The sequence below is a fragment of the [Clostridium] ultunense DSM 10521 genome, assembly GCF_000511955.1.
Classification (GTDB): domain Bacteria; phylum Bacillota; class Clostridia; order Tissierellales; family Tepidimicrobiaceae; genus Schnuerera; species Schnuerera ultunensis.
On record NZ_AZSU01000002.1, the window covers coordinates 499,752 to 526,254 of the forward strand.

Below are 26,503 nucleotides of genomic sequence, written 5' to 3' on the forward strand. Positions count from 1 at the left end.
AAAGCTAATAGTGTATATAACTGCTGGTGTCCAAGGTAGCGAATATACTAACAAATAGCCAATATACTATGGAGATAATTGCTTCTTCACTAGCCATATCCTTAATGATGGTGTCTGCAAAATGTTTTTTGTCCTTTGCAAAAAAAAGAAGGCTATTATAAGAAGGTTTGTATTTCATATTCTTCAAGTTTATTCTGTATCCAAGTATCATATGCACCTTGGAATTTTTCTTGGAACAATATCTCCTTAATCTTATCCTTACTTTCTTCATAATTAGCTTCTTTTGCTTCCTTTTTATCTTCTACTTTAATAATATGATACCCAAAATCTGTTTTAACAGGATCGCTGACTTCTCCAATTCCTAATGAAAAGGCTGTTTCTTCAAACTCTGTTACCATCCTTCCTCTTCCAAAGAATCCTAGGTCTCCACCTTGTTGGCTATTGCTAGTATCGGTAGAGTATTCTTTAGCTAACTCTTCAAAACTTTCGCCTTTGGATAGTTTTTCTTTAACTTCCAATGCAGTTTCTTCTGTTTCAACCAATATATGGCTGGCTTTAACTTCTTCCATTTGATTAAAGGAATCTTTGTTTTCTTTAAAATAATCTTTCATTTCTTCATCGGTTATAGGAATTTCCGGTTCTAATAGTTTAGTAAGGTATAGATTCATCTCTATATCTTTTCTCAACTCATCCTCGGAGAATCCGTAATACTGCAGAGCAGATTCATAGGCTTCTTGGCCTCCTATGGTCTCCACCATTTTATCAATCTGTTCTTTAATCTCGTCTTCAGAGATTTGGATATTTTGTTTTTCAGACTCTAATAGTATAATCTTATTAACGATTAGTGAATCTAATGCTCCTTGTCCATTAGCTTTGACTAAAAAGTCGTATAATTCATCCTTAGTAATTCTTTCACCACCTACGAGGGCTACTACATTTTCCTCTTTTTTATCTTCATTGAAACCTAATTTAACAGTTACTAATGCCCCAACTATTATTACAACGGCTATAAGTAATGCAATAATTCTTTTTTTGTTTGTTTGCTCTATCAATAATCTTCCACCTTTCTAATATTAATCTTATTTGATTATACCATATAGTTTTAGTTTATAGATAATTTAATATTGTTTTTTACAATTTCCCATAAATTTGTTTCTGGCTGTAAAAATCAAAAGATTATTTACAGAATTTTCATTAGATGATAAGATTTAATTATGACATTAAATTTCATCATAAGGTAAATCATTGGATAAGGAGAGAGAGGATATATGAAAGAAATAAAAACAATTGAATTCAAAGAAGATATTCTATACTTAATAGACCAAAGGAAACTGCCCCTTTCCTATGAAATATTTGAATGCAGAACTTATAGGGATGTAGATTTTGCAATTACGGATATGGTTGTTCGGGGAGCACCAGCCATAGGAGCAACAGCAGCCTATGGAGTAGTTTTAGCTGCAAGGGAGTTTTTAAAGGAGGATAAGGAAAAATTTTTGGCTAATATGAAAGAAGCCATGGAGTTGTTAAACAGATCAAGACCTACAGCCGTAAATTTAATGTGGGCTATAAAGAGAATGAAAGATCTTATAGAGGAAAATAAGGACTTGCCCGTAAATGAAATATATAAGAAGATAAAAGAAGAAGCAGATACAATATTAAAGGAAGATATAGAAACCAATAAGAAGATGGCTAAATATGGGAATCAAATAGTTGGTAAAAAAGCAACTATTTTGACCCACTGTAATACTGGCGCTCTGGCTACTGCAGGATTTGGAACTGCATTAGGAGTTGTTAGGGAAGCCTTCTATAGTGGAAAAGATATATTGGTCTATGCAGATGAAACCAGACCAAGACTTCAGGGTGGAAGGCTTACTGCTTGGGAATTGGTGCAAGAAGGTATTCCATCTAAACTTATTGCAGATAGTGTGGCAGCTACCTTAATAAGGGATGGGAAGATAGATTTAATATTGGTAGGTGCTGATAGAATTGCTTTAAATGGAGATACAGCTAATAAGATAGGCACCTTTATGTTGTCTGTATTGGCTAAAGAATACATAGTACCCTTCTATATTGTTGCTCCAACTACTACCATAGATTTTGATATAGAAACAGGAAAAGAAATAGAAATTGAAGAAAGGGGTAGTGAAGAAGTTACCCATATTGAAAACATTAGGATAGCCCCAGAAGGAATAGATGTATACAATCCAGCCTTCGATGTAACTCCTAATGAAAATATTACAGGGATAATTACGGAGAAAGGGATAGTGAAACCTCCTTTTAAAGAGAATATATTGAAACTTAAATAAAAGGGTGATTGAAAATGGATGATAAGAAATATAATTTTAAAACTAGGGCAATACATGCGGGAATGGATGGAAAACATGCTAACAATGCATTGAATCCACCAATTTATCAGACCTCTACTTTTGTATTTAACGATATAGACCATGTGGAAAAGGTAATGTCTTTCCAAAGCGATGATTATGTATATACTAGAGGTAATAACCCTACTCTACGTCTTTTTGAAGATAGGATGGCAGCATTGGAAGAAGGAGAAGGGGCTGTGGCCTTCTCTTCAGGAATGGCAGCTATTAGCTCTGTACTTTTTTCATTTTTAAAACCAGGAGATAATTTAATAGTACATAAAACACTGTATGGATCAAGCTATAATGTAGCAACGAAATTACTTCCTCAATATGGCATAGGATGCAAAATAGTCGACTTGACAGATTTAGATAAACTTTCGGATATTATAAACAAAAATACTAGGGTAATATACTTTGAAACACCATCTAATCCTAATCTTACGGTTTTAGATATTAAACATATCTGTAGTATTGCAAAAGAAAAAGATGTAAAAGTAATAGTTGACAATACTTTTGCAACCCCATATTTCCAAAGGCCTTTGTCCTTAGGTGTAGATGTAGTAGTTCATAGTGCTACTAAGTATATATGTGGTCATGGTGATGTGGTAGGAGGGGTTGCAGTGTCTAAGGATATGGACTATATCCATTACCTGAAATTCGACTATATGTGTGAATTTGGTGGGGTCATGAGTCCCTTTAATGCCTGGCTATTGATTAGGGGATTAAAAACATTGGGAATTAGGATGAAAGAACATGAAAAAAATGCAATAGAAGTAGCTAAATTTTTAAAAAACCATCCAAAAGTTAGGGAAGTATATTATCCTGGATTAGAAGATTTTGAAGGCCACAATATAGCCAAAGAACAGATGAGTGGCTTTGGGGCTATGATTAGTTTCGAAATAGATGGGACCTTAGAAAAAGCCAAAAAATTTGTCAACTCGGTAAAATTAGCCCAGTTAGCCGTATCCCTTGGAGACTGTGAAACATTGATTGAACTGCCAGCAGCCATGACCCATAGGGGATATCCGCAGGAAGAATTATCTAAATTTGGTTTGACGGAAAGTATGATAAGGATTTCTGTTGGACTGGAGCATTATGAAGATATAATTGGTGATTTGGATAATGCATTATTAGTAATCTAATGGGAGGAAAAGATATGCTGATGAAGAAGGAAAGGGAATTAATCGTAAAATATGGTAGAAAACTTTCTACTACAGGCCTTACTAGAGGCACTGGAGGAAATTTGAGTATTTATAATAGGGAAGAAAAACTAATGGCCATTAGCCCTTCTGGAATCGATTATTTTAAAATTAAACCAGAAGATGTAGCAATATTGAATATTAAGGGCCAACAAATAGATGGGGATAAAACCCCCTCTAGTGAAGTGGAAATGCATAGAATATTCTATGAAAGAAGGATGGATATAGACGCTATAATCCACACCCATACTATCTATGCAACCACCTTAGCCTGTTTAAATTGGTCTTTACCACCAGTTCACTATATGGTTGCCTTGGCTGGATTAGATATAAGATGTGCTAAGTATGCAACTTATGGTACTAAGGAGCTGGCAGAAAACGCCTTTGAAGCTATGGAAGATAGAAAAGCAGTATTATTGGCAAATCATGGTCTTTTAGCTGGTGCCAAGGATTTGCCAAATGCTTTTAATATAACGGAAGAAATAGAATATTGTGCTGAATTATACTACAGAACAAAATGTATTGGAGAACCGATAATCCTTCCAGAAGATGAAATGATTTTGATGATAGACAAATTTAAAACCTATGGACAGAAAAAGAAATAGTAAAGTAGTGGTATATATCACTACTTTTTAATTTAAACCCATATCATTTAATCTTCTATATAAAGTCCTTAAACTAATCCCTAAATCTTCAGCAGCAAGTTTTTTCCCCTCTACATCCCAGCCATATTTGTCTAAAGTTTGAACAAATAAACTGTATTTTTCATTGGCTATTATTTTTTGAACGTTTGATGATTCATTTGAGTTTTTTATTAAGTTTTTTGGAAGGCTTTTTTTACCTATAAGGGATTTTTCTTCCATATTTACAGCGTGTTCTATGGCATTTTCCAATTCTCTAATATTTCCCGGCCAATCATAATTTTTTAGAATCTCCATACATTCATCAGAAATAGAACGTATTTTTTTATTGAGTAAATTACTATACTTTTCTAAAAAATGATAGGATAATAATTTTATATCCCCTATTCTATTCCTTAAGGGAGGTATTTCTATAGGAATGACATTTAATCTATAATATAGGTCATCCCTAAATTTCTTTTCTGTTATCATTTCTTCTAAATTCTGGTTAGTTGCAGCTATGATTCTAACGTCGATAGGGATAGGTTGAATGCTTCCCAATCGTTGAATAGTATTATCTTGTAATACTCTTAACAACTTAGCTTGAAGGTACATTGGAAGCTCTCCTATTTCATCTAAAAATATAGTACCTCCGTTGGCTAATTCAAATAGCCCTAATTTTCCACCTTTCTTAGCGCCGGTAAAGGCCCCTTCTTCATAACCAAAAAGTTCAGATTCGAATAAAGTCTCCGGTATATTGGCACAATTGATCGGAACAAAAGGGTCATCCTTATTATTGCTGGAATAATGGATTGATTTAGCAATTAATTCCTTCCCGGTTCCTGTTTCGCCAGTTATTAATACTGAAGAAGGGCTATTAGCAATTTTTAATATTTTTTCTTTAATTTTATTCATTTTAGAATTGTTAGTAATAATATTGTCCAAATAATCTGTTTGGCTAGGGCTGTATGTAGGAGTTACATCAGGTTTTAAGCTGATTATGTAGCCAGAGATTTTATCATCGACATAAATGGGATTAGAAATTATGGTACCAGAAAAATTATCACCTATCATGTATTTTTTACACTTAGTTTTACTATTTAAAATCCAATTTGTTATATTTTTTGGGAGTATTTGATTTATTGAATTAGAATATAGATCGCAAAATGAAAACATCTGTTGGATATCAAAACTACAGTGGGTAATCATTCCGTTTTTATCCACTATTAATAAATCACTACTATTAATATTTATTATTTCGTCAACAGTAGCATTGCGGAGATTATATTCATCCCTATGGAATTCGTTAAAAGCGAACATAGATATTAAATTGGAAATATTCCCCAACACGTCCACATAATCTTTAATATTATTTTGGATTAAATTATGGCCTTTTCGGGAAAAAGAAGTCAGACTAATTACACCAATAACACTATTATTTAATCTTATACAGTTGAGTATCTCAATAGTAGAGGGGCAATTATTAGCGAATCGGCAACCAATACAGGATTTCATATACCCTGGTTTATTTACTATTACATTACCTTGGTATAGAACTTCTTCAATTGAAGCCATGTGAACCTTTTTTCCTTTATACCTTAAATATAATGGAGTACAGGAGATTAAATTAGAGTTGGCATCAAATATGGCAAACTCCATATTTGTAATATTTGACAAAGTAATTACAATGTCCTCCAATGAAGACTCAATCTTTTTTAGTTCTATCATCAGTAACTCCCCCTATTTGTTTGACAAATTTGCCAATTAATTTGCCAATAATGGCAATTATCAATTCTATTATATCAGAAAAATTATAAAAGTCAGTTAATTTAAAATAGTTATAAATAAGCTGTTTTGACTATTACAGTCGATTTTCTATCATTTTTATAATTATCAAGTAATTTTGGCATAATTAATGCATTAAAGTATTAACGAACAGGCTTAATAAATTATGAATTTTAAAAAAAGGAGGGCTAAATTTATGATAAGCAAAGAAAATCCTTTGTGTTTAGATGGAAAAGTAGCAGTAATATCTGGCGGTGCTGCTGGTATTGGGTTTGCTACAGGAAAATTGTTAGCAGAATATGGTGCAAAGGTAGTTCTGCTTGATGTAAATAAAGAATTAGGTAATAAGGCGGTAAAAGAGATAGAAGATGAAGGTGGAACTGCAATATTTATTAAATGTGATGTTACATCTAATGAAGAATGTAAGGAAACCATTGGAAAGGTAGATAAAAGATTTGGAAGGATCGATATTTTATTCAATAATGCTGGAGTAACCTTCAGGAAAACAGTTGTAGAACTAGAAGAGAAAGAATGGGATTTAGTAATCGGCGTAGGATTAAAAGGGACTTATCTATTATCTAAATATACTATCCCTATAATGGCAAGAGGCGGTGGAGGAAGCATTGTAAACACTGGTTCTGGCTGGGGACTTAAAGGTGGTGACAAGGCTGCAGCCTATTGTGCGGTAAAAGGCGGAATAGTCAACTTAACTAGGGCTATGGCTATAGATCATGGACCACAAAATATAAGGGTTAACTCGGTGAACCCTGGAGATACGGATACAGCTATGCTTAGAAGTGAAGGTGAGCAATTAGGTTTTAAATCAGAAATAGATAAATTCTTAGTGGATTCAGCTAAGGGAAGACCATTGGAAAGATTGGGAACACCTTTGGATATAGCAAAAGCAGTATTATTCCTTTCTAGCGATCTAGCTAGTTGGATAACTGGTACAGCATTAGTAGTTGATGGTGGTGGAATAGCCTAAAAAATAAATTTGATAAAGGAGGCAATTTACTATGGCTATAGGAGGTTACAAGAATCATCCTTATATTCCAAATTCTGTAGAGGAAGTTCAAAAAGAAATGCTTAAGGAGTTAGGACTTGAAAGTCTAGAGGATTTACATGAGGGAGTACCAGAAGAATTAAAATTTAAATCCAAAATGAATTTACCAGAACCCTATAAGTCTGAATATGAATTAAAAAGGGCTATGGAAAGAACATTGAGGAAAAACAAAACTTGTAAAGATTATATAAACTTTTTAGGGGCCGGATGTTGGCAACATTATGTTCCTGCCATCTGTGATGAAATAAGTGGTAGATCAGAGTTCTTAACTGCTTATGCCGGGGAACCTTATAACGATCATGGCAGATTTCAATCCTTATTTGAATATGAAAGTCTAGTAGCAGAGTTAGTAGATATGGATGTAGCCAATGTGCCTACTTTCGATTGGCCTCAAGCTGCAGCTACTTCCATTAGAATGGCCGCTAGGATTACAAATGGAAAAGAGGCTTTAGTGATAGGCACTATAGATAGGCAAAAACTACTTATAATTAAAAATTACTGTGATCCTGTAGTAGAGATTAAGCTCATTGATTATGATGAGGAAACTGGGAAAATGGACTTAGAAGATTTAAAAGCTAAAATTTCAGATAATACTGCTGCTGTATATTTTGAAAATCCATCTTTTTTAGGATTTATAGAAGACCAGGGTCAAAAAATATCAGACATAGCCCATAATGCAGGGGCCATTAGTATAGTTGGGATAGATCCAAGTTCTTTGGGGGTGTTGGCACCTCCAAGGCATTATGGAGCAGATATTATATGTGGGGATTTACAACCATTGGGAATCCATATGAATTATGGTGGAGGACAATCAGGATTTATATCTACTCGAGATGAAGAAAAATTTGTTATGGAATTTCCTTCAAGATTATTCGGAGTTGCGCCTACTACTGTAGAAGGAGAATATGGATTTGGAGATATTGCTTATGAAAGAACATCCTTTGGAAACTTAAGGGAAAAAGGCAAAGAGTTTGTAGGAACTCAAACGGCTTTATGGGGTATTACAGCCGGAGTATATTTATCCCTAATGGGGCCAATAGGGATGTATGAACTAGGTAAAAATATTATGCAAAAATCCCAATATGCAATTAAAGAATTAAACAGAATTAAAGGAGTAAAAGGTTCTAAATTTAATTCCATCAATTTTAAAGAATTTGTTGTTGATTTTAATGGAACAGGTAAAACCATTGAAGAAATAAACAAAGAACTGCTTAAAAAAGGTATATTTGGTGGAAAGGATTTATCTAAGGATTTTCCTGAACTTGGTCAATGTGGACTTTACTGTGTAACTGAAATCCACCTTAAGGAAGATATCGACAAGTTGGTTGATAGTATAAAAGAAATAATAGAAGGTTAGAAAATCTTTAGAGAAAGGGCTGATAAAATGAAACGGATTAATAGAGAACATAAGGTTAGAAACTTTCATCAAGCAAAATGGGATGAACCTATAATATTTGAATTAAGCAATAAGGGTGAACGTGGTATCTTAGTACCTGAAGCAGAAGGAGAAATAGTGAAGGCAGTAGGGGATGGAGTATCCAAAATACCTGAATCTATGAAACGTGAAAGCTTGCCTAACCTTCCTGAAATAAATCAAAAAAGGGTTTTAATGCATTACTTGAGACTCTCTCAAGAGACCTTAGGAGCAGATTTAAATATAGAAATAGGCCAAGGAACCTGTACTATGAAATACAATCCGAAGATAAATGAATATATTGCCCGTATGCCGGAAATGACAGAGTTACATCCATTACAAGATGAAAGTACAGTTCAAGGTATACTTGAAATTATGTATAAAACTGATTTATGCATGAGGGAAATTTCAGGAATGGATCAATTTTCATTTCAACCAGGAGGGGGAAGTCATGCTATATTGACGATGGCTTCCATTGTGAGAAAGTATCACAGGGAATATGGAGAAGAAGAGCAAAGAGATGAAATAATTACAACTGTTTATTCCCATCCATCAGATGCTGCAGCTCCTGCCACAAAAGGATACAAGATCATAACTATAATGCCTGATAGGGAAGGATATCCTGATTATGAAGCATTTAAAAATGCTGTATCGGAAAGAACAGCGGCTTTCTTCGTTGCTAACCCAGAAGATACGGGAGTATTTAATCCAAGAATTAAAGAATTTACCGATTTGGTTAGAAAGGCAGGAGGACTTAACTGTTATGACCAGGCTAATGCCAATGGACTATTAGGAGTTACAAGAGCTAAAGAAGCAGGATTTGACATGTGTTTCTTCAATTTGCATAAAACTTTTTCTACTCCTCACGGATGTGGTGGACCTGGTGGAGGAGCATTAGGGGTCGTGAAAGAATTAATTGATTATTTACCTAAGCCTATTATCGGATTGAAAGATGGCAAATATTTTTTGGATTATGATTTAGATAAAAGTATTGAGAAGGTAAGATTATTCAATGGAGTACCTCAAACAGTTTTAAAGGCTTATGCTTGGATTATGTCTCTTGGAGCTGAAGGATTATATGAAGCGGCGAAAGTGGCAGTATTGAATAATAACTATTTATTTAAGAAATTACTTGAGCATAAAGGTGTAGATGCACCATATATAAGAGGCAAACAAAGGATAGAGCAAGTTAGATATACTTTGGAAAAGCTAACAGAAGATACGGGCATAACTACAGGAGATATAGCAAGAAGGGTAATGGACTTTGGTATGCACTACTGGACTAGCCATCATCCATACTATGTTCCAGAACCAATTACCCTTGAACCAACTGAAACTCCATCAAAGGAGGATTTAGATGAGTATATAAGTACTCTTCATCACATATTTGATGAAGCTTACGAAAAACCAGAAATAATAAAGAATGCACCTCATAGAAGTACTATACACCAGGTAGATGAATCTAGTTTTGATGATCCAGAAAAATGGGCGCCTACTTGGAGAGTCTATTTGAAGAAAACTAAAAAAGACTAACTTTGGAAGTGATATATTTTGAAAAAAATAGGGTTAATAGTAAATCCCATAGCAGGGATGGGTGGCAAAGTAGGATTAAAGGGAACAGATGGCATTCATATATTGAATAAGGCAGTAAGGCTGGGTGCTACTCCTGAAGCCCCAGCTAAAACCCTAAAAGCTTTGAAAAAACTTTTACCTGTTAGAGATCGATTGGTGATAGTAACTTGTTCTGGCAATATGGGACAAGAGGAAGCAGAAAATATGGGATTTAGGACAAATATAGTATATAGCTCCAAAGAACCTATTACCAATAGCAATGATACAAAATTAGGAGCAAAGAAAATTGAAGAAGAGGGGGTGGATTTATTAATATTTGTGGGAGGTGATGGTACAGCTAGAGATCTGTATGAAAGTGTAGGGAATAAGCAACTGGTTTTAGGAATTCCTGCAGGCGTTAAGATACATTCACCAGTGTATGCTAATACACCTGAAAAAGCTGGGGAATTAGCTTTGCTATATGTAACGGGAAAGAACATGGTTGTTAGAGAAGAGGAAGTGGTCGATATTGATGAGGAAGCTTTTAGGAAAGATATGGTTAGAACTCAGCTATATGGCTACTTAAAAGTGCCAGTAGACAAAAAATTTATGCAGAATAAGAAGGCACCTACTCCATTAAACGAAGAAACTACTCAGAAAGCTATAGCTTTAGATATAGTAGACCATATGGATAAAGATACTTGTTATATTATAGGACCTGGTACTACCACAAGAGCTATTATGCAAGCTTTAAGTTTGCCATATACCCTATTGGGAGTAGATGTGGTAATGAATAGGAAACTAATAAAAAAGGATGTATCTGAAAGAGATTTACTAAACTATGTCAACCAATATCCAAGCAAACTAATACTTACTCCTACAGGGGGACAAGGATATTTACTAGGTAGGGGAAATCAACAGATAAGTGGTGAGGTGGTAAAAAAAATCGGGAAAGAGAATATCATTATAGTTTCTACAAATAGCAAAATAATAGAGTTGAGAGGAAAACCTTTACTTGTTTATACGGGAGATGAAAAGGTGGATCAGATGCTAAAAGGGTATTATAGGGTGAAAGTTGGATATGGAATGGAGATGATGTATGGGGTTGAAACTGGATAATCCCCTCCAATCGTAACTTGTTTGTAACTTCTATTTTTCAAATTCGCAGTATAATATATATAAGGTTAGGATTGAAATTACATAGAATTTGAAATTAAAAGGAGGGGATTTGGTTGAAAAGGAAAATATCCTTTTTATTAGCTTTTATAATGGTTTTGACTATTATTCCATTTAGTTCTTTTGCACAGCAGGATTACGACAAGCAATTGAAAGAAGCCATTGTGAAAAGCAAAGAATTATTTAATATTGGAAGTGAGTACGATAAATTTGACCATAGTGTAAGTTCGAGAGATGGAACTACAGTATTTTATTTAAATTGGTCGGATAGTAAAGAAAAATTAGGCAGTGTAGATATTTCTATGGCTGTAGATGGAACTGTATTAAGTTATGGGAAATGGAAACCAATTTATGTGGAACAAGGACCTAAACTACCAAAAATAAGCAAAGAAGAAGGATTAAAGATCGCCAAGGATTTCATTAAAAAAGTAGCTCCTAAATTTACAGATAATATAAAACAAATAGAGGTATCAGAGCCTTTAAACGTAAATTTAGATGGATATAATTATTATTTTGTAAGGACTGAAAATGAAATCCCTTATTATAACAATAATATTGATATCTATATTGATAACACTACTGGAGAAGTAAGAAATTACTATGCGAATTGGGATATGGATTTGAAATTTGCAGATTCAAAGGGCATAATCTCTTTAGAAAAAGCCCAAGAGTTGTATAAAGAAAAGATAGGATTAGATTTAATATATAAAACAAGCTATAGGGATAGAAATCCAAAAATATTTTTAGCTTACAGTCCATTAAATACAAATCTAGGCATCAATGCTAAAGATGGAGAAGTGACTCCATTAAATGATTATTTCCCAATTTATGAAAAAGCTTCTAATATGGGAGCTGATGGTGTTGTTCCAGCAGAAGAATTAAGTCCAGATGAGAAACAAGCCGTGGAAAATATTGCAGGGCTTATCTCTCAAGAAGAAGCTGAAAAGATAAGTAGAGAGATATTAGAATTGGGTTCAGAGTATAAATTAAATTATGTTAGCCTTTATAGAAATTGGAGATCCGACGATAGTTATAATTGGCAATTTGAATTTATGAAAGGTTCAGATTCTAAAGCTTATTATGCAAGTGTAAGTATAGATGGAAAAACTAAGGAATTGGTATCCTTTTATAAATTTGGGCCTGAAGAATCAGATAAAAAAGTGAAGTATGATGAGAAACAATCCTTAGAAATTGCAAAAGAATACATTAAGAAAACAAATCCAGATAAACTTGAGTCAATTGAATTGGGGAAAAATTATGAAGGTTTTAGACCTTTAGAAGAACAAAGATATTACTACTTCCAATTCACTAGAAAGCTTGACAATGCTTATGTGGAACAAGATGGTATATCAATTACAGTTGATGCTGCCAGTGGTAAGATAACAGAATATAGAATTACTTGGAGTAATAGAGAATTTCCATCACAGGATAAAGTAATGTTTGTAGATAAGGCTTATGATACTTTATTTAACGATATAGGCATGGAACTAAAGTATATCAATCCTGATAGATACGAAGGAAATATTAAGAATAAGAAAGAAGCTACATTGGTCTATGGTTTAAAAACTGATAAACCACCCATAATTGATGCCAACACTGGGACCCTATTAAATTATATGGGAGAACCATATAAGATGCCCAAGGCAGTTAGTTACAAAGATATAGACAATAGTTATGCAAAGGATAAGATTAATGTATTAGCTCAGTATGGTATCGCCTTACCTGGGGAAGAGTTTAAACCAAAGGAAAAGATAAAACAAGCAGATTTCTTATATCTATTAGCAAAAGCAAATAGTCCTTATTTTGAAATAGACAAATCTGGCGATAAATTATATGCTTTTTTGATTAATGCAGGGATTATAAAAGAAAATGAGAAAGCACCAGAAAGAATCGTTACAAAAGAAGAAGGAATAAAGTATATAATAAGGGCATTGAAATATGATAAAATTGCGGATTTAACTGAAATATATAAAGATCTATTTAAGGATACAAAAGATATAACACCGGAATTAAAAGGATATATATCTATTGCCTATGGTCTTAAAATTGTTGAAGGATATAATGGCAATTTAAATCCAAAAGCAGAATTAAATAGAGAAGATGGAGCAAACTTAATTTACAATTATTTATTTAGCGGTATGTAGGGATGATGAAGGGGGTAATATTTATATTACTCCCTTAATTGATTTTTGTTTTTTTTAGCTAGTTTTATATACTCATCTGGAATTTAAAGGGGAAAAGATATTAGTCATTTGTTATTTCTTTGGCTGACTATATGTTATAATATTAACATACACTACTATATTAATAATAGATATTGGTATTATGAATATTAGCAAATTTCTGATTACTATAAACCATATTTTATTAATGGAGGGGTTATTTTTGTCAAAGGAAGAACTGTTGAAATATTATAAGGCAGCCTATGAAGAATTGAATTTAATTTTGGACCTAAGTTTTGATCAAATCACCATAGCTGATGGCGATGGTGTATTTACTAAAATAAGTAAATCCTGTGAAACTTATTTTGGAGCTAAGGAAGAAAATATGATAGGAGTTAGCGCTTTTGAGTTGGAGAAAAATGGAATATTTGATATTTCTGTTACAGCTGAAGTTGTAAGAAAGAAGGAAAAGGTAACTCTAATTCAAAGAACTGGAGCAAACAAAACTTTAATGGTAACAGGAATCCCCCTATTCGATGATAAGGGCAATATGTATAAGATAATCAATATTTCAAAGGATATAACTGAAAATCAACGCTTAAGCCAACAATTAAGCAATGCTCAAAGTGACCTACAATGGTTTCAAAAGGAATTAAATAAAAGACAAGGGATATACAATAGTAATATTAACTATAAAAGTCCTTCTATGAACAAAATAATGGATTTAATCTATCATATATGTGATTTAGATGCAACAGTATTATTATTAGGAGAAACTGGTGTAGGCAAAGGATATATTGCAAAGGTTATACATGAAAGTAGTATTAGAAAGGAACAACCCTTTGTACCAATAAACTGTGGTGCAATACCCGAAAATCTTTTAGAATCGGAACTATTTGGATATGAAGGTGGTGCTTTTACTGGGGCAACTAAAGATGGGAAAAGGGGTTTGTTTGAAATAGCAGGAGAAGGAACTATTTTTTTAGATGAAATAGGGGATATGCCTATGAATCTTCAAGTAAAATTACTCCATGTCCTAGATGAAAGGAAGGTTTTTAGAATAGGTGGGGAAAAACCTATTGAAGTTAAGGGGCGAATTATTGCTGCTACTAATAAGGATTTAAAGAAACTTATAGAAGAAGAAAAGTTTAGGGAGGATTTATACTATAGATTGAATGTAGTTCCCATAAATATTCCTCCCTTAAGAGAGAGAAAAGAAGATATACCCGCTTTAATAAAGATGTTTCTTAATAATTATAACAAGGAGCATGGAACAAGTAAAACTATATCAGAAAAAGGATATAATATATTAATCGAGTATGATTACCCAGGTAATATTAGAGAATTAGAAAATATTGTGGAAAGGTTGGTTATAACCACCTTTGATGACCTGGTAAAAGACAAACAGATATTGGAAATAGTGGAACCATTAAACAAAATTTGTATTGACAGTGATGAAATAATTCCTCTTAGAGAAGCAGTAGAACAGGTAGAAAGAAAAATGTTAATAGCAGCCTTTAAAGAATATAAAACCACTAGGAAAGTGGCCGCTGCCTTAGGAATAGATCAATCAACAGTAGTAAAGAAGGCAAAAAAGTTGAAAATAGAATATAGTTGATGAAATATATCATAGGATATGATGATTTTTATCATCATATCCTGTTTTTTATTCCTGCAGAAAAATGGGGAATTGGAGCAAATAGAGCTTTTGAGGATTGTTAAAACTTTGGCATAAACTTTGCAATAATATTTGTCAGTCAATAAAATAATAAAGGAGGCAGTAGAATTGGAATCCTGTATACGCAGAATAGAAAATGATATAGAAAATATAACAAAGATTACGGCGACTCCCCAAATGGGATGTACAAGATTTTCCTATAGCAAGGAAGATAAACAAGTTAGGGAATATTTACTAAAAGAATTAGAAGGATTAAGGCTAAAAATAAAAATTGACGGAGTAGGAAATATTAGAGCTAAGTATGTAGGTGGCAACGAAGATAAGCCTTCTATAATGTTTGGTTCTCATATAGATACTGTTGCCAATGGAGGAAAATTTGATGGCCTAACGGGAGTTATTTCTGCTTTGGAGGTCATGAGAGTTATCAAAGAGAATAATTTAAGTTTAAAAAATCCTGTAGAGTTAATTATATTTGCAGAAGAAGAAGGTTCAAATTTTGGTATTACAATGCTAGGTAGCAAAGTATTAACTGGGAAATATGGATTAGAAGATTTAAAGAAAATAGAGAATGATGAAGGTATTAGTAGTTATGAGATCATGCGTAATTTTGGACTAGATGTAGAAAATATTGGTAATGATGTATTGAAAAAAGATGAAGTAAAAGCAATGATTGAACTTCATGTGGAACAAGGAGGGATATTGGATTCGGAAAAAATTCCTATTGGGATAGTTAAGGCTATAGCAGGTATGAAGACTTATAAGGTAAGTTTAAAAGGAGTATCTAACCATGCTGGTTCTACTCCTATGGACTTAAGAAATGATCCAATGGTTGGCGCTTCGGAAATTGTAACATATTTAGAAAAGGTAGCCAAGGAAAAGGGCTTACCATCAACTGTTGCAACAGTTGGCAAGATCCACTGTCAACCTAATATGCCTAATGTAATATCAGGAGAAGTAGATTTTTATGTAGATATCAGAGATGTTGAAGCAGATGGGGTAGAGACTGTGGTTAAAGAACTAGAGAAGAAGACAGAAGAGATTGTTTTAAAAAGAGGGCTTAAAGCTCAAATTGAGTTGGTTGGAGAGTCGGATAGTGTAAGGCTTTCAACCAAAGTAATTGAAGCAATTGAAAAATCGGCTTTAGAAAAAGGATTTGAATATAAAATAATGAACAGTGGTGCAGTCCATGATTCAGCTATGCTAACCGAGTTAACAGAAGTAGGTATGATATTTGTGCCTAGTATCAATGGTAGGAGTCATTGCCCTGAAGAACTGACGGATTTGCAAGATATTAAATTAGGTTGTGATTTACTTTTAAATACAGTTATTAGGCTTGCCAATGAATAGAAATTATAAATAAAAATAAAATAAGGAGGAATTTAAATGAGTTTACTAATTAAAAATGGTACTGTAGTTACCGCCATTGACGAATATGAGGGAGATATCTTAGTTGAAGGAGAAAAAATAGCAGCTATAGGGAAAGATCTAAAAGTTGAAGCAGATAAGGTTATTGACGCTAAAGGCATGTATGTAATGCCTGGTGGAGTAGATCAACACGTACACTTTTCCTTTGAATTCAATGGTACAAAGGTTAGAGGTTTTGAAACTTCTAATGCAGCGGCAGTAGGAGGAACCACTACAGTTATTGAATTTGTCAATCAGGTAAAGGGAAAAGGATTAATCGATTCCATAGATGATTACAGAAAAGAAAATGCAGATGGAATAGCTATGGTAGATTATTCTTTCCATGGTGTAATAACAGATCCAAGACCAAGTGTATTTGACGAAATCGAAAGACTTCCTGAAGCAGGATACCCAACTGTAAAATTATTCATGGCTTATAAAGGAATGTTCTTCCATGCAGATGATGATGTAATAGCTAATGCAATGAAAAAAGCAAAAGATGTAGGAGTTACTATAATGGTTCATGCTGAAAATGCTGATTTAATAGATCTTCTACAAAAAGAATGTATTGAAAAAGGGAATGTAGAGCCTTATTATCATGCTGTTTCAAGGCCGCCTATGGTAGAAGTAGAAGCTACAGAAAGAGCAATAAACATTGCTAAACTTATGGACGCTCCATTATATGTAGTGCATGTAACAACTAAAGGTGCAGTAGATGCAATTATACGTGCGCAAAATGAAGGGCTACCTATTTATGGGGAAACATGTACTCATTATCTATTATTGGATAAGAGCAATTTAGCAAAAGAAAATTTTGAAGGAGCTAAGTATGTATGTTCACCTGCTCTTAGGGAAAAAGAGGACAGAGATTATCTATGGAACTCAATTAAAAATGGTTGGCTAAATGCTGTAAGTTCTGACCACTGTGGTTTCGATTGGAAGCATCAAAAACATATGGGAGAAAATGATTTTAGAAATATTCCAAATGGAGCACCCGGTTTAGAAAATAGGTTTGGATTATTGTGGACCTATGGAGTCGAAGAAGGGAAAATAACTAAACAACAATTCGTAGACCTTGTTTCTACAACACCTGCAAAAAATAATGGACTTGGAGATTGCAAGGGACATATTGGAGTAGGATATGATGCTGATATAGTATTATACGATCCAAATCAAGGGTCCACTATTTCCAATGAAACAAGTCTTCAAGGTGTAGACTATAACTCATTTGAAGGAATGGAACAAAAAGGAAAAGTAGATAAGGTATTGCTTAGAGGTCAATTAATAGTTGATGATGGAAAATATATTGGAGAAAAAGGACAAGGTAAATTTATCAAAGGTAAACCATTTGGTCTTTGTTATGAAGGACAAAACAAATAGATTTAAATTCCTAGGTGGAATATTCTAAATTCCACCTAGGAAGAAAAGTTATTATTAAATTATAAAGAGGAGGGTTTCAATAATGAGTAAAGAGAATAATCCAAATATAGATTTAGATAGTCTTAATCCAATACCTATGTCTCATAGAACTATGTCACCTTTAAATTATGCAATGGTATTTTGGTCATCTACAATAATAGTGCAGATAATGGTTATTGGACAATATTTGTTAGTACCAATAGGACAATTAAATTTTCTTCAAGTAATAGCTGTAGGAATTGTATCTAGCGTTATTTTATCTTTTTGCATGACTTATAATGGTATTCCAGGTATAAAGTATGGGATTCCATTTATAGTACAAGCAAGGGCAGGTTTTGGAACTAAAGGAGCTAAAATAATAGCTTTTATAAGAAGCATTCCTGGTATAGCATGGAATGGTATAGGTTGTTGGATAGGAGCTATGTCTTTAGAAGTTGTTACTAAACAGCTATTTGGTTTTGGTAATGTATGGTTTTATTTCTTCCTATTATTATTCCTTCAAAGCTTTTTAGCTTATAAAGGAATTCAGTCAATAAAATGGTTTGATGCTGTAATGTCTATAGTAATTTTTACAATGTTGATCTATTTCTTCTATATAGTATTGCAAACAGGCAAAGTAGATTTTTCTACTGCAATGAAGGTTAAAGGTAGTTGGAGTTTGCCATTCTGGGCGGGAGTTATGGGAGCTTTAGCTAACTATACTACTGCAATACTAAATGCTTCTGACATTATGAGACATATTAAACCTAGTTCACAAGAAAATTTAAAAAGTTCTAGTGCTTTTGCTTCATTTGTAGGAATTATTCCACCATGGATGTTCATGGTATTGTCTGGAATGTTAATAGGACTAGCTACAGGAGCAGGCGATCCTATAGAAGGTTTAGTTGAATTAGCTCCAAATCCAGTATTTGGAATAATACTTCTTGTATTCATCATATTGGCACAAGTGACATCTAATTTAACATTAAACATATTACCTCCAGCTTTAGCAATTCAGGATATATTTGGTCTTTCATGGAAGAAAGGTGTAATAATAGTAGGTTTTCTTTCAGTATTGACAGCACCTTGGATACTATTTTCCAGTGATTATTTCTTCCTATTTCAAAACATATATTCCTGTTTCTTAGGACCTGGATTAGGTGTATTAATTGCAAATTATTATTTTATCAATAAACAAGAACTAGATATAGATTTACTTTATGGTAAAGATAATGTATATGAATATAATAAAGGTTATAGCCCTGCAGGTATGATAGCATTAGTTGGTGGAGCAATTCTTGCATTTATCTTCATCGATTATTCTTGGTTCGTAGGATTCCCTTCCTCTATGGTTATTTATACTATATTAAAAAATATGGGTATAGAGAAAAAGTATGAAGAAGTTCAACAAAAGGCTAGATTAGCATAAATAAATTGGAAAAGCCAGTCTCTTTTGCAATTAATTAAATATAGAAATCGGATGTTAATATATAAATCTAATAAAACTTCTCTTTCTAATAGATATAAAAGTTATGGAAAGAGAAGTTTTTGAATTTTATTGACATATGCCCTTAATTAGCATACAATGTATTTAATAAGGTTAAAGTGGTTTTACTATAAGTAAATATTATCAAATTTCAAATTGTGCATTGGATTATCAAAATAATAACAAGGAGGTAAAGATTATGTCATACAGTCCATCATTATCAAGTACCATAACTAAAACAAGGATGAGAACTCCTGAAAATGTATCTTCCTTTTCAGGCATGTGTTCTACCTGTACAACAAATTGTATTGGCACTTGTGAAATAGGTAGTTCAGCTATTCGTGGAGAGGAAGCCCTATATCCAATAGGTACAGATAAGAATCAATTTGCTTCGGAAAAAATATATCCTGTAGATTTTTCTCATTTCAATATTAATGGAAGAGTATTTGGAACTAAGGGAATAAATACTGAGGACAAAGAACCAACATATCCTAATGCTGATATTTTCACGACCATGGGATATAAAAATCCAATAAAACTAAAAGCACCCATAATATTACCTGCTATAGCAAAATTAAATTGGAAGGATTATTATGCAGGTGCTGCTTTGTCTGGTCTATTAGTAGTTATTGGGGAAGATGTAATTTCAAAGGATTCAGAACTGGTATTAAAGGATAATAGAGTAGTTAAATCTCCTTTGTTGGAAAAGATGACACAGAGCTTTAAAGAATACCATCATGGCTATGGGCAAATTATACTACAGGGCAATGTAGATGATGAAAATTTGGGTGTATTAGATTATGCTATTGAAAAATTAGGGGTTACAGCAGTAGAACTAAAATTTGGTCAAGGAGCTAAGGGAATCCAAGGCATGGGCCAAGTAAATAGTTTAGAAGAAGCTCTTAAATTTCAAAATATGGGATATTTAATTTATCCTGATCCATCGGACCCGGTAATCCAAGAGAAATATAAAAAAGGAGTAGGTCCTCATTTCGATAAAATAGGAAGGTTGCCTATGTGGGATGAGGAAATATTATCTAAGAGAATTGAGAAATTAAGAGAACTAGGAGCTAAGCAGGTTTGTTTCAAAATGGCACCTTATGATCCAGAAGATATTTTAAGAGTTTTAAAAATTGCTTCCCAATGTAAGGTAGATTTAGTAACTTTTGATGGGGCTGGCGGAGGCAGTGGAAATAGTCCTTGTAAAATGATGAATGAATGGGGTTTCCCAACAGTATATATGGAAAGTATTATATATGAACTACTTAAAGAAATGGAAAGGAAAAATTATTTCTTACCAAAAGTAGCGGTGGCTGGAGGTTTCACCATGGAAGATCATATCTTCAAAGGATTGTCTTTAGGAGCTCCATATATATCCATGATAGGAATAGGGAGAGCTGCTATGGCTTCAGCTATGATAGGAGAAAAGGTAGGGGAATTGATTAAAACTGGCAATATACCAAAAGACCTTTTAAAATATGGAAATACAGTAGAGGAAATATTCACTGATATCAGGGAATTAAAAGATATATATGGTTCTAAGATCAACAATATATCCACAGGAGCTGTAGGTCTGTATTCATATATCAATAGAGTATCAACAGGTCTTAAACAATTGATGGCCCTAAATAGAAAGTTTACTTTAGATGAAATAGGAAGGGAAGATATTATAGCTCTAACTAAAGAAGCAGCAGAGGTGGCAGGCATTCCAACTTTTATGGACTTAAAGAGAGAGATTGTTAAAAGGGTGTAAGGAGACAGGGAGCTAGCCTCCTTGTTTTTTTATACTAATATTTTAACATTTTTCTAATTTCCCAATACTTGTATTCAACCATAAATTAATATAGTATAGAAGAAAGACTTTATTGAAAGGAATGATTTAAATTTGGCACAATTGGTATCTGTACTTATTTCTTTTTTATTTATACCTATTTTGATAAGGTTAAAATTTAAATTAAGCTACACAATTTTAATATCTGCAGGGATTTTAGGTTTATTATCTGGTTTAGGGTTTGAAACCTTGGGAGGGACTGTTATAAGTATTTTTACCAATCCATCATCACGAACTACCGTGTTAACCGTAATGATGGTAAGTATTCTTGGTGGATTAATGAGACATTATAAAATTCTCGATAAGGTAGTGGAAACAATTTTACTTATAATTCGTAACAAAAAGAATGCATTAATGGTAATACCTGCAATAATTGGAATTCTAATAATACCCGGAGGAGCTTTATTATCTGCTCCCTTTATCAATAATATTGGAGAAGGAATGAAAATATCCCCATCGAGGCGGGCTGCAATAAATTTGGTATTTCGACATATAGCTATGTTTTTATTACCCTATTCAACCGCATTATTGATCGTTTCTGCAACTCTACCAGATTTAAATATTTTTAAATTGATTCTATTAAATTTATTTTTTGTAATATCCATAATTATTACAGGATATTTTTTCTTCTTGAAGAAAGTGGAATCAGAAATATTACCCCCCAGGGAAAACATTGGAAAAAACTTATTGAAACTTGCTATTTATACATCACCTATATATATTGCGGTAATAATCAATGCTATCACGAGTTTACCCTTCCATATTACTTTAATAGTAAGTGTATTTATAGTCTATTTATTAAGTGATAAAAAGGATTTCATAAAAGTTCTTATAAAATCTCTTAATTGGAGTACAGTACTAACAGTTGTTGCAGTTCTTATTATGAAAGAAATAATCCTTAACATGGAAGGATTAATCGGATTGTTTAGCAATATGTTTAATGCCAGCACTGGTATGTTATCTATGATATGTATATTTTTAATATCATCATTTTTCTTCGGCTATATTACTGGAAATATAACAGCTTCTTTGGCAATAATACTGCCCATGTTATCCCAACTTAATATTGTAGGTGAGCTTATCTATATTTATACATATTTTGCTTTTGGTTCTGCTTTTATTGGCTATTATTTTTCACCCCTCCACCTTTGTCAGGCTTTTACATTGGAACATATGGGTGTTACTACTGGTGAACTCTATAAAGAGTATAGATTCTATGCTCCTACCCTACTATTAATATTAATAGTATCTACATTTATCTTTAAATTTATATTTGTCTAGAATAAGAGGCTGAATTTTTACAAAATTATGATAAAGTTGGATAGTTATATATAATTTTGGTATAATTAATAATACTAAAAATTATAACTAACAAAGGAGGAACTATATGGCAAAAGAATATGATGGAATTAAAATCTTTAAATTTATCCTCTTTGCAGCAGTGGGAATCTTTATGTTCTTTGTACCCATTACTATAGATGGGAAAAGTACTATTCCTTTAGACCATATTGTAAATTATATTAGAGCTATTCCCAATTATGGACCAATATACTCGGGATTAATAGTTACTATTGGTGGAATACTCCCATTTATAGACAAAACTTGGAACAGGGATAAGACTACAACTATTTTTTCCTTTATAAAATTATTAGGTATTGTGTTTGTCTTTATGGCCATTTTTAATAGAGGGCCAGAATTTTTGATGAGAGATGATGTAATCCCATTTATTCATCAGAAAATAGTTATATCCGTTACTACAATAGTGCCGATAGGTTCAATATTTCTTGCATTCTTAGTTAACTATGGTTTGATGGAATTTATTGGGGTCTTAATGCAACCTATAATGAAACCTATTTGGAAAACCCCAGGGAGATCTGCAATAGATGCAGTAGCATCCTTTGTAGGTAGTTATTCATTGGCTTTACTCATTACGGATAGAGTCTATCAGGAAGGTAAATACACCGGTAAGGAAGCTGCTATAATAGCTACAGGTTTTTCTACGGTGTCGGCCACCTTTATGATTATAGTAGCAGACACTTTGGATATTATGAACCATTGGCTATTGTATTTTTGGTTGACTTTAATCATTACTTTCATTGTAACAGCTTTAACAGCTAGAATCTATCCTTTAAACAAAAAACCAGAAGTCTATTATAATAATCAGGAAGGTTCTCCGGAAAAATTGGCAAAGGGCAATAGATTTAAAATGGCCTATAAAGAGGGGATGGAGGCATTTGACAATGCACCTACTGTGGTAGAAAGTGTTTTAGATAATTTTAAATCTGGTATAAGATTAGCCTTGTCAATAGGACCTTTATTAATGTCTATTGGAGTAATAGGAATAGTGCTAGCAGAATATACACCGTTATTCGATATAGTAGGGTATATATTCTATCCATTTACATTGTTAGCGAGAATTCCAGAGCCTTTACTAGCAGCTAAGGCAAATGCTCTAAGCATTGCAGAAATGTTCTTACCAGCATTATTGGTAACTGAAACGCCTATAATAACAAAGTTTCTTATTGCAATAGTAAGCGTATCTGAAATTCTTTTCTTTTCAGCTTCAATTCCTTGTATGATGGCTACGGAAATACCTCTTACAATGAAGGATTATATTATAATATGGATAGAAAGGGTAGTATTGTCCATACTAATAGCAGCCCCTATATTGCATCTTATATTTTGACAAAACAATGGACAAGGTGCTGTTAATAATACCTTGTCCATTAACTTGCTTCTTCATTTAATATACCACCAAGAAACCATTTAGAATAAAAATCTTTCTTTATTCTAAGCCTTTCCTTTTCGTCATCTATATTATTGTCCCGGAAATACATCTGTATATTAAACATTGAGGTAGCATAGATATGGAAGGCAAAATCTATATCTACGAAATCCTTTAGCCTTCCTGATTTTTTAAGTGCTTTAAGCTCGTCCATTACATGGCTGTTTAATTCTCTACTATATTCACCAAAATAGAATTTCATCATCACTTCAACTGGTACTCTATACCAGGTACGATTGAAAGCGATTTCTTTTGGGGTGCATATATCTTCAATGGGAATCATATTGCTATCCAATAAAAAGTATCCTCTTTTTTCCCTTTCCTTCCCATAGATCTTTTTTTCAATTTCGCTCATTAAATACAAATATAACTCATCTTTATCATGAAAATATTTATAAAAACTTCCTATGGAAATTTCAGCTCTGGAAGTAATCATTCTAATATTTACATCTTCATAAGCTTCTTTAATAAATAAGTCATAAGTAGCATTGATAATTCGTTGTTTTTTTTCTAAAGGTAGGTTAAAAAATGTTTGTTTTGGCATAGGAACCTCCTTTTTACCTTTCTACTAAATTTATATATCATTATATCAAATTTTTAAAAAATTGAAAGTTTAAATTCTCATTAGAATGAAATATCCAAATCCTTATAATTGTCAAAAAAAAGTCATTGACATAGGAAAATACCTATGTTAATATATTTACAATACTAAAAAGTGAACATGTTCACCACCATCATTAAAATTGGTATAAAATAATATATTAGGAGGTAATCTGGTGAAAAGGTATGTAGCTAAAAGAATTTTAACAGGGTTGTTAACAATTCTAATAGTATTTTCTATTAACTTTATAATTATCAATTTAGCACCGGGGGATCCTATAAAAACCCTTATGGGGAAAGAAACCGATGACCCAGCTCTAAGAGCTGCTTTAGAGCAAAAATATGGTTTGGACAAACCTTTGCACATACAGTTTGTTTCTTATCTAAAGACTGCTATAAGTGGAGATTTAGGTACATCTATTATTTATAATAGGCCGGTTAGTGAAATGATTTCTGAAAAAATGCCTGCTACTATTTTGTTAGTTTTAACATCTGGAATATTGTCCTTAATAATAGGTACTCTCATGGGGATTGTTGCTGCTAGGAAAGAAGGATCTTTTATCGATGTGATATTTTCAGGATTTTCCTATATTTTAAATTCCATGCCTTCATTTTGGCTAGGTTTGATGTTGATTATTATATTTTCATCTGTACTTAATCTGCTTCCAACTTGTGGAATGACTGATCCTAGAACTTCATATAAGGGAATAGCCTATGTAATGGATGTTTTAAAGCATATGATATTGCCCGTAGGTACATTGATATTGATAGAGATTCCTCTATATTATCGAATTGCAAAATCTTCTGTACTACAAGTGACCAATGAGGATTTCATTTTAACATTACGGGCTACAGGGATGAATGAAAAGAAGATATTCAATAAATATATTTTTAGGAACGCCATTTTACCCACTGTAACCATATTTGGCATATCTTTAGCTTATTTGATTACAGGTGTTGCTTTGATAGAAACAGTATTTGCCTGGCCAGGAACTGGTAGACTTGTACTTACTGCTATCAACCAAAGGGATTATCCTACTCTTATGGGCATATATCTAGTGATGTCAGTTTCCGTTGCAATTGTAATGATGTTGGTTGATATTCTATATGCGGTACTAGACCCTAGGATTAGGTATTAAGGAGGGCTTAAAAGATGATAAAGACTATCGTAAATGATAAACAGCTTCTATTTGGGATATTGGGTATTATTGCATTGTTAATAATTGTTGCCTTTGCCCCAAATATTGCACCAGAGAATCCATACGTTTTTGGACCAGATGTATTGAATAAAATAGGAGAAAATGGTCATATACTTGGGACCAATAAAATGGGACAAGACATTTTTAGCATGATCATTTATGGAACTAGGACTTCTTTACAAGTAGCTGTTATTTCTGCACTGATTTCCGGATTGCTAGGAATTTTAATTGGTGGAATTGCAGGTTTCTTTGGAGGAACTGCAGACAGAATAGTTTCTGAGATAATTAATATTTTCATGATGCTTCCTACTTTCTTTTTAATATTGCTCATTATTGCATTGTTTGGCAATAGTATTTACAACGTGATGATTGTAATAGGTCTTACCACTTGGCCAAGTAATGCCAAACTTATGAGAGCTCAGGCATTATCTTTAAGAGAAAGAACCTTTGTAAAGGCAGCTACTGCCATGGGGGAGACTAAAGGCCAAATATTATTTAAATATATAATTCCTAATGGAATATTTCCTGTAATAGCAAATACTACTGTTGGTATGTCAAATGCCATATTGACTGAAGCGGGTCTAAGCTTTTTAGGATTAGGCGATCCTAATATAATCAGTTGGGGACAGATGATATATGATGGTAAATCCTTCCTTACTAGTGCATGGTGGATTGCGACTTTTGCTGGTGTTGCCATCGTTATTACGGTAACCATATTTTACCTATTAGGGGACGGATTAAACCATGTAATGAACCCTAAACATTCCAAGGGAAAAGGGGTGTAAA

General features: G+C 33.0%; 20 protein-coding genes. 17 read left to right on the forward strand and 3 right to left on the reverse strand.

Annotation, left to right across the window (positions count from 1 at the left end):
* Positions 1-155 precede the first annotated feature (155 nt).
* On the reverse strand, positions 156-1,052 hold the full coding sequence (locus tag CUL_RS0105235; protein WP_025640730.1) for a peptidylprolyl isomerase: 897 nt from the start codon (positions 1,050-1,052) through the stop codon (positions 156-158).
* A gap of 216 nt (positions 1,053-1,268) precedes the next feature.
* On the opposite strand from CUL_RS0105235, the gene mtnA reads away from it, so the two are divergent.
* The 3 genes from mtnA to CUL_RS0105250 are packed head-to-tail and all read left to right on the forward strand — an operon-like array spanning position 1,269 to position 4,170.
* Entirely contained in the window at positions 1,269-2,306 is a 1,038-nt protein-coding gene (gene mtnA / locus CUL_RS0105240) for an S-methyl-5-thioribose-1-phosphate isomerase (protein ID WP_025640731.1), read from the forward strand.
* 14 nt (positions 2,307-2,320) lie between these two features.
* Complete coding sequence (locus tag CUL_RS0105245; protein WP_025640732.1) at positions 2,321-3,508, forward strand: trans-sulfuration enzyme family protein; 1,188 nt, start codon at positions 2,321-2,323, stop codon at positions 3,506-3,508.
* A 14-nt stretch (positions 3,509-3,522) separates the two neighbouring features.
* Complete coding sequence (locus CUL_RS0105250; protein WP_025640733.1) at positions 3,523-4,170, forward strand: L-fuculose-phosphate aldolase; 648 nt, start codon at positions 3,523-3,525, stop codon at positions 4,168-4,170.
* Positions 4,171-4,197: 27 nt separating this feature from the next.
* Here CUL_RS0105250 and CUL_RS0105255 read toward each other — a convergent pair whose 3' ends face one another.
* Positions 4,198-5,913: a sigma-54 interaction domain-containing protein gene (locus CUL_RS0105255; protein ID WP_005584420.1), complete on the reverse strand. Its 1,716-nt coding sequence runs from the start codon at positions 5,911-5,913 to the stop codon at positions 4,198-4,200.
* Between the two features lie 253 nt (positions 5,914-6,166).
* Here CUL_RS0105255 and CUL_RS0105260 point away from each other — a divergent pair, with 253 nt between their 5' ends.
* The 12 genes from CUL_RS0105260 to CUL_RS0105320 all read left to right on the forward strand — a co-directional run bounded on the left by CUL_RS0105260 (position 6,167) and on the right by CUL_RS0105320 (position 23,819).
* A complete protein-coding gene (locus CUL_RS0105260) occupies positions 6,167-6,955 on the forward strand; it encodes an SDR family NAD(P)-dependent oxidoreductase (RefSeq protein ID WP_005584419.1) in 789 nt (262 codons plus the stop codon).
* Between the two features lie 31 nt (positions 6,956-6,986).
* Positions 6,987-8,390, forward strand: coding sequence for an aminomethyl-transferring glycine dehydrogenase subunit GcvPA (gene gcvPA, locus CUL_RS0105265; protein ID WP_201767849.1), 1,404 nt, complete (start codon positions 6,987-6,989; stop codon positions 8,388-8,390).
* A 27-nt stretch (positions 8,391-8,417) separates the two neighbouring features.
* Positions 8,418-9,980, forward strand: coding sequence for an aminomethyl-transferring glycine dehydrogenase subunit GcvPB (gene gcvPB / locus CUL_RS0105270; RefSeq protein WP_025640735.1), 1,563 nt, complete (start codon positions 8,418-8,420; stop codon positions 9,978-9,980).
* Between the two features lie 18 nt (positions 9,981-9,998).
* Entirely contained in the window at positions 9,999-11,117 is a 1,119-nt protein-coding gene (locus tag CUL_RS0105275) for an ATP-NAD kinase family protein (RefSeq protein ID WP_025640736.1), read from the forward strand.
* 113 nt (positions 11,118-11,230) lie between these two features.
* Entirely contained in the window at positions 11,231-13,318 is a 2,088-nt protein-coding gene (locus tag CUL_RS0105280) for an S-layer homology domain-containing protein (protein WP_025640737.1), read from the forward strand.
* 241 nt (positions 13,319-13,559) lie between these two features.
* A complete protein-coding gene (locus CUL_RS0105285) occupies positions 13,560-14,954 on the forward strand; it encodes a sigma-54 interaction domain-containing protein (protein WP_005586710.1) in 1,395 nt (464 codons plus the stop codon).
* Between the two features lie 168 nt (positions 14,955-15,122).
* Positions 15,123-16,361 (forward strand): Zn-dependent hydrolase, encoded by a 1,239-nt coding sequence (locus CUL_RS0105295; RefSeq protein WP_025640738.1) that lies wholly within the window; start codon positions 15,123-15,125, stop codon positions 16,359-16,361.
* Between the two features lie 36 nt (positions 16,362-16,397).
* Complete coding sequence (gene hydA, locus CUL_RS0105300) at positions 16,398-17,798, forward strand: dihydropyrimidinase (RefSeq protein WP_005586714.1); 1,401 nt, start codon at positions 16,398-16,400, stop codon at positions 17,796-17,798.
* Between the two features lie 82 nt (positions 17,799-17,880).
* A complete protein-coding gene (locus CUL_RS0105305; protein ID WP_005586716.1) occupies positions 17,881-19,245 on the forward strand; it encodes a cytosine permease in 1,365 nt (454 codons plus the stop codon).
* A 256-nt stretch (positions 19,246-19,501) separates the two neighbouring features.
* Positions 19,502-21,055 (forward strand): glutamate synthase-related protein, encoded by a 1,554-nt coding sequence (locus CUL_RS0105310; RefSeq protein WP_025640739.1) that lies wholly within the window; start codon positions 19,502-19,504, stop codon positions 21,053-21,055.
* A 132-nt stretch (positions 21,056-21,187) separates the two neighbouring features.
* Positions 21,188-22,414, forward strand: a complete 1,227-nt coding sequence (locus tag CUL_RS0105315; protein ID WP_005586719.1) for a DUF401 family protein — start codon at positions 21,188-21,190, stop codon at positions 22,412-22,414.
* Between the two features lie 106 nt (positions 22,415-22,520).
* Positions 22,521-23,819, forward strand: a complete 1,299-nt coding sequence (locus tag CUL_RS0105320) for a YjiH family protein (RefSeq protein WP_025640740.1) — start codon at positions 22,521-22,523, stop codon at positions 23,817-23,819.
* Positions 23,820-23,859: 40 nt separating this feature from the next.
* Here the strand turns inward: CUL_RS0105320 and CUL_RS17915 are convergent, their stop codons facing one another.
* On the reverse strand, positions 23,860-24,462 hold the full coding sequence (locus tag CUL_RS17915; protein ID WP_025640741.1) for a TetR/AcrR family transcriptional regulator: 603 nt from the start codon (positions 24,460-24,462) through the stop codon (positions 23,860-23,862).
* A 232-nt stretch (positions 24,463-24,694) separates the two neighbouring features.
* On the opposite strand from CUL_RS17915, the gene CUL_RS0105330 reads away from it, so the two are divergent.
* Both CUL_RS0105330 and CUL_RS0105335 read left to right on the forward strand, forming a co-directional pair.
* Entirely contained in the window at positions 24,695-25,657 is a 963-nt protein-coding gene (locus tag CUL_RS0105330) for an ABC transporter permease (RefSeq protein ID WP_005586722.1), read from the forward strand.
* 14 nt (positions 25,658-25,671) lie between these two features.
* Positions 25,672-26,502, forward strand: coding sequence for an ABC transporter permease (locus CUL_RS0105335; RefSeq protein WP_025640742.1), 831 nt, complete (start codon positions 25,672-25,674; stop codon positions 26,500-26,502).
* Position 26,503: the final 1 nt, after the last annotated feature.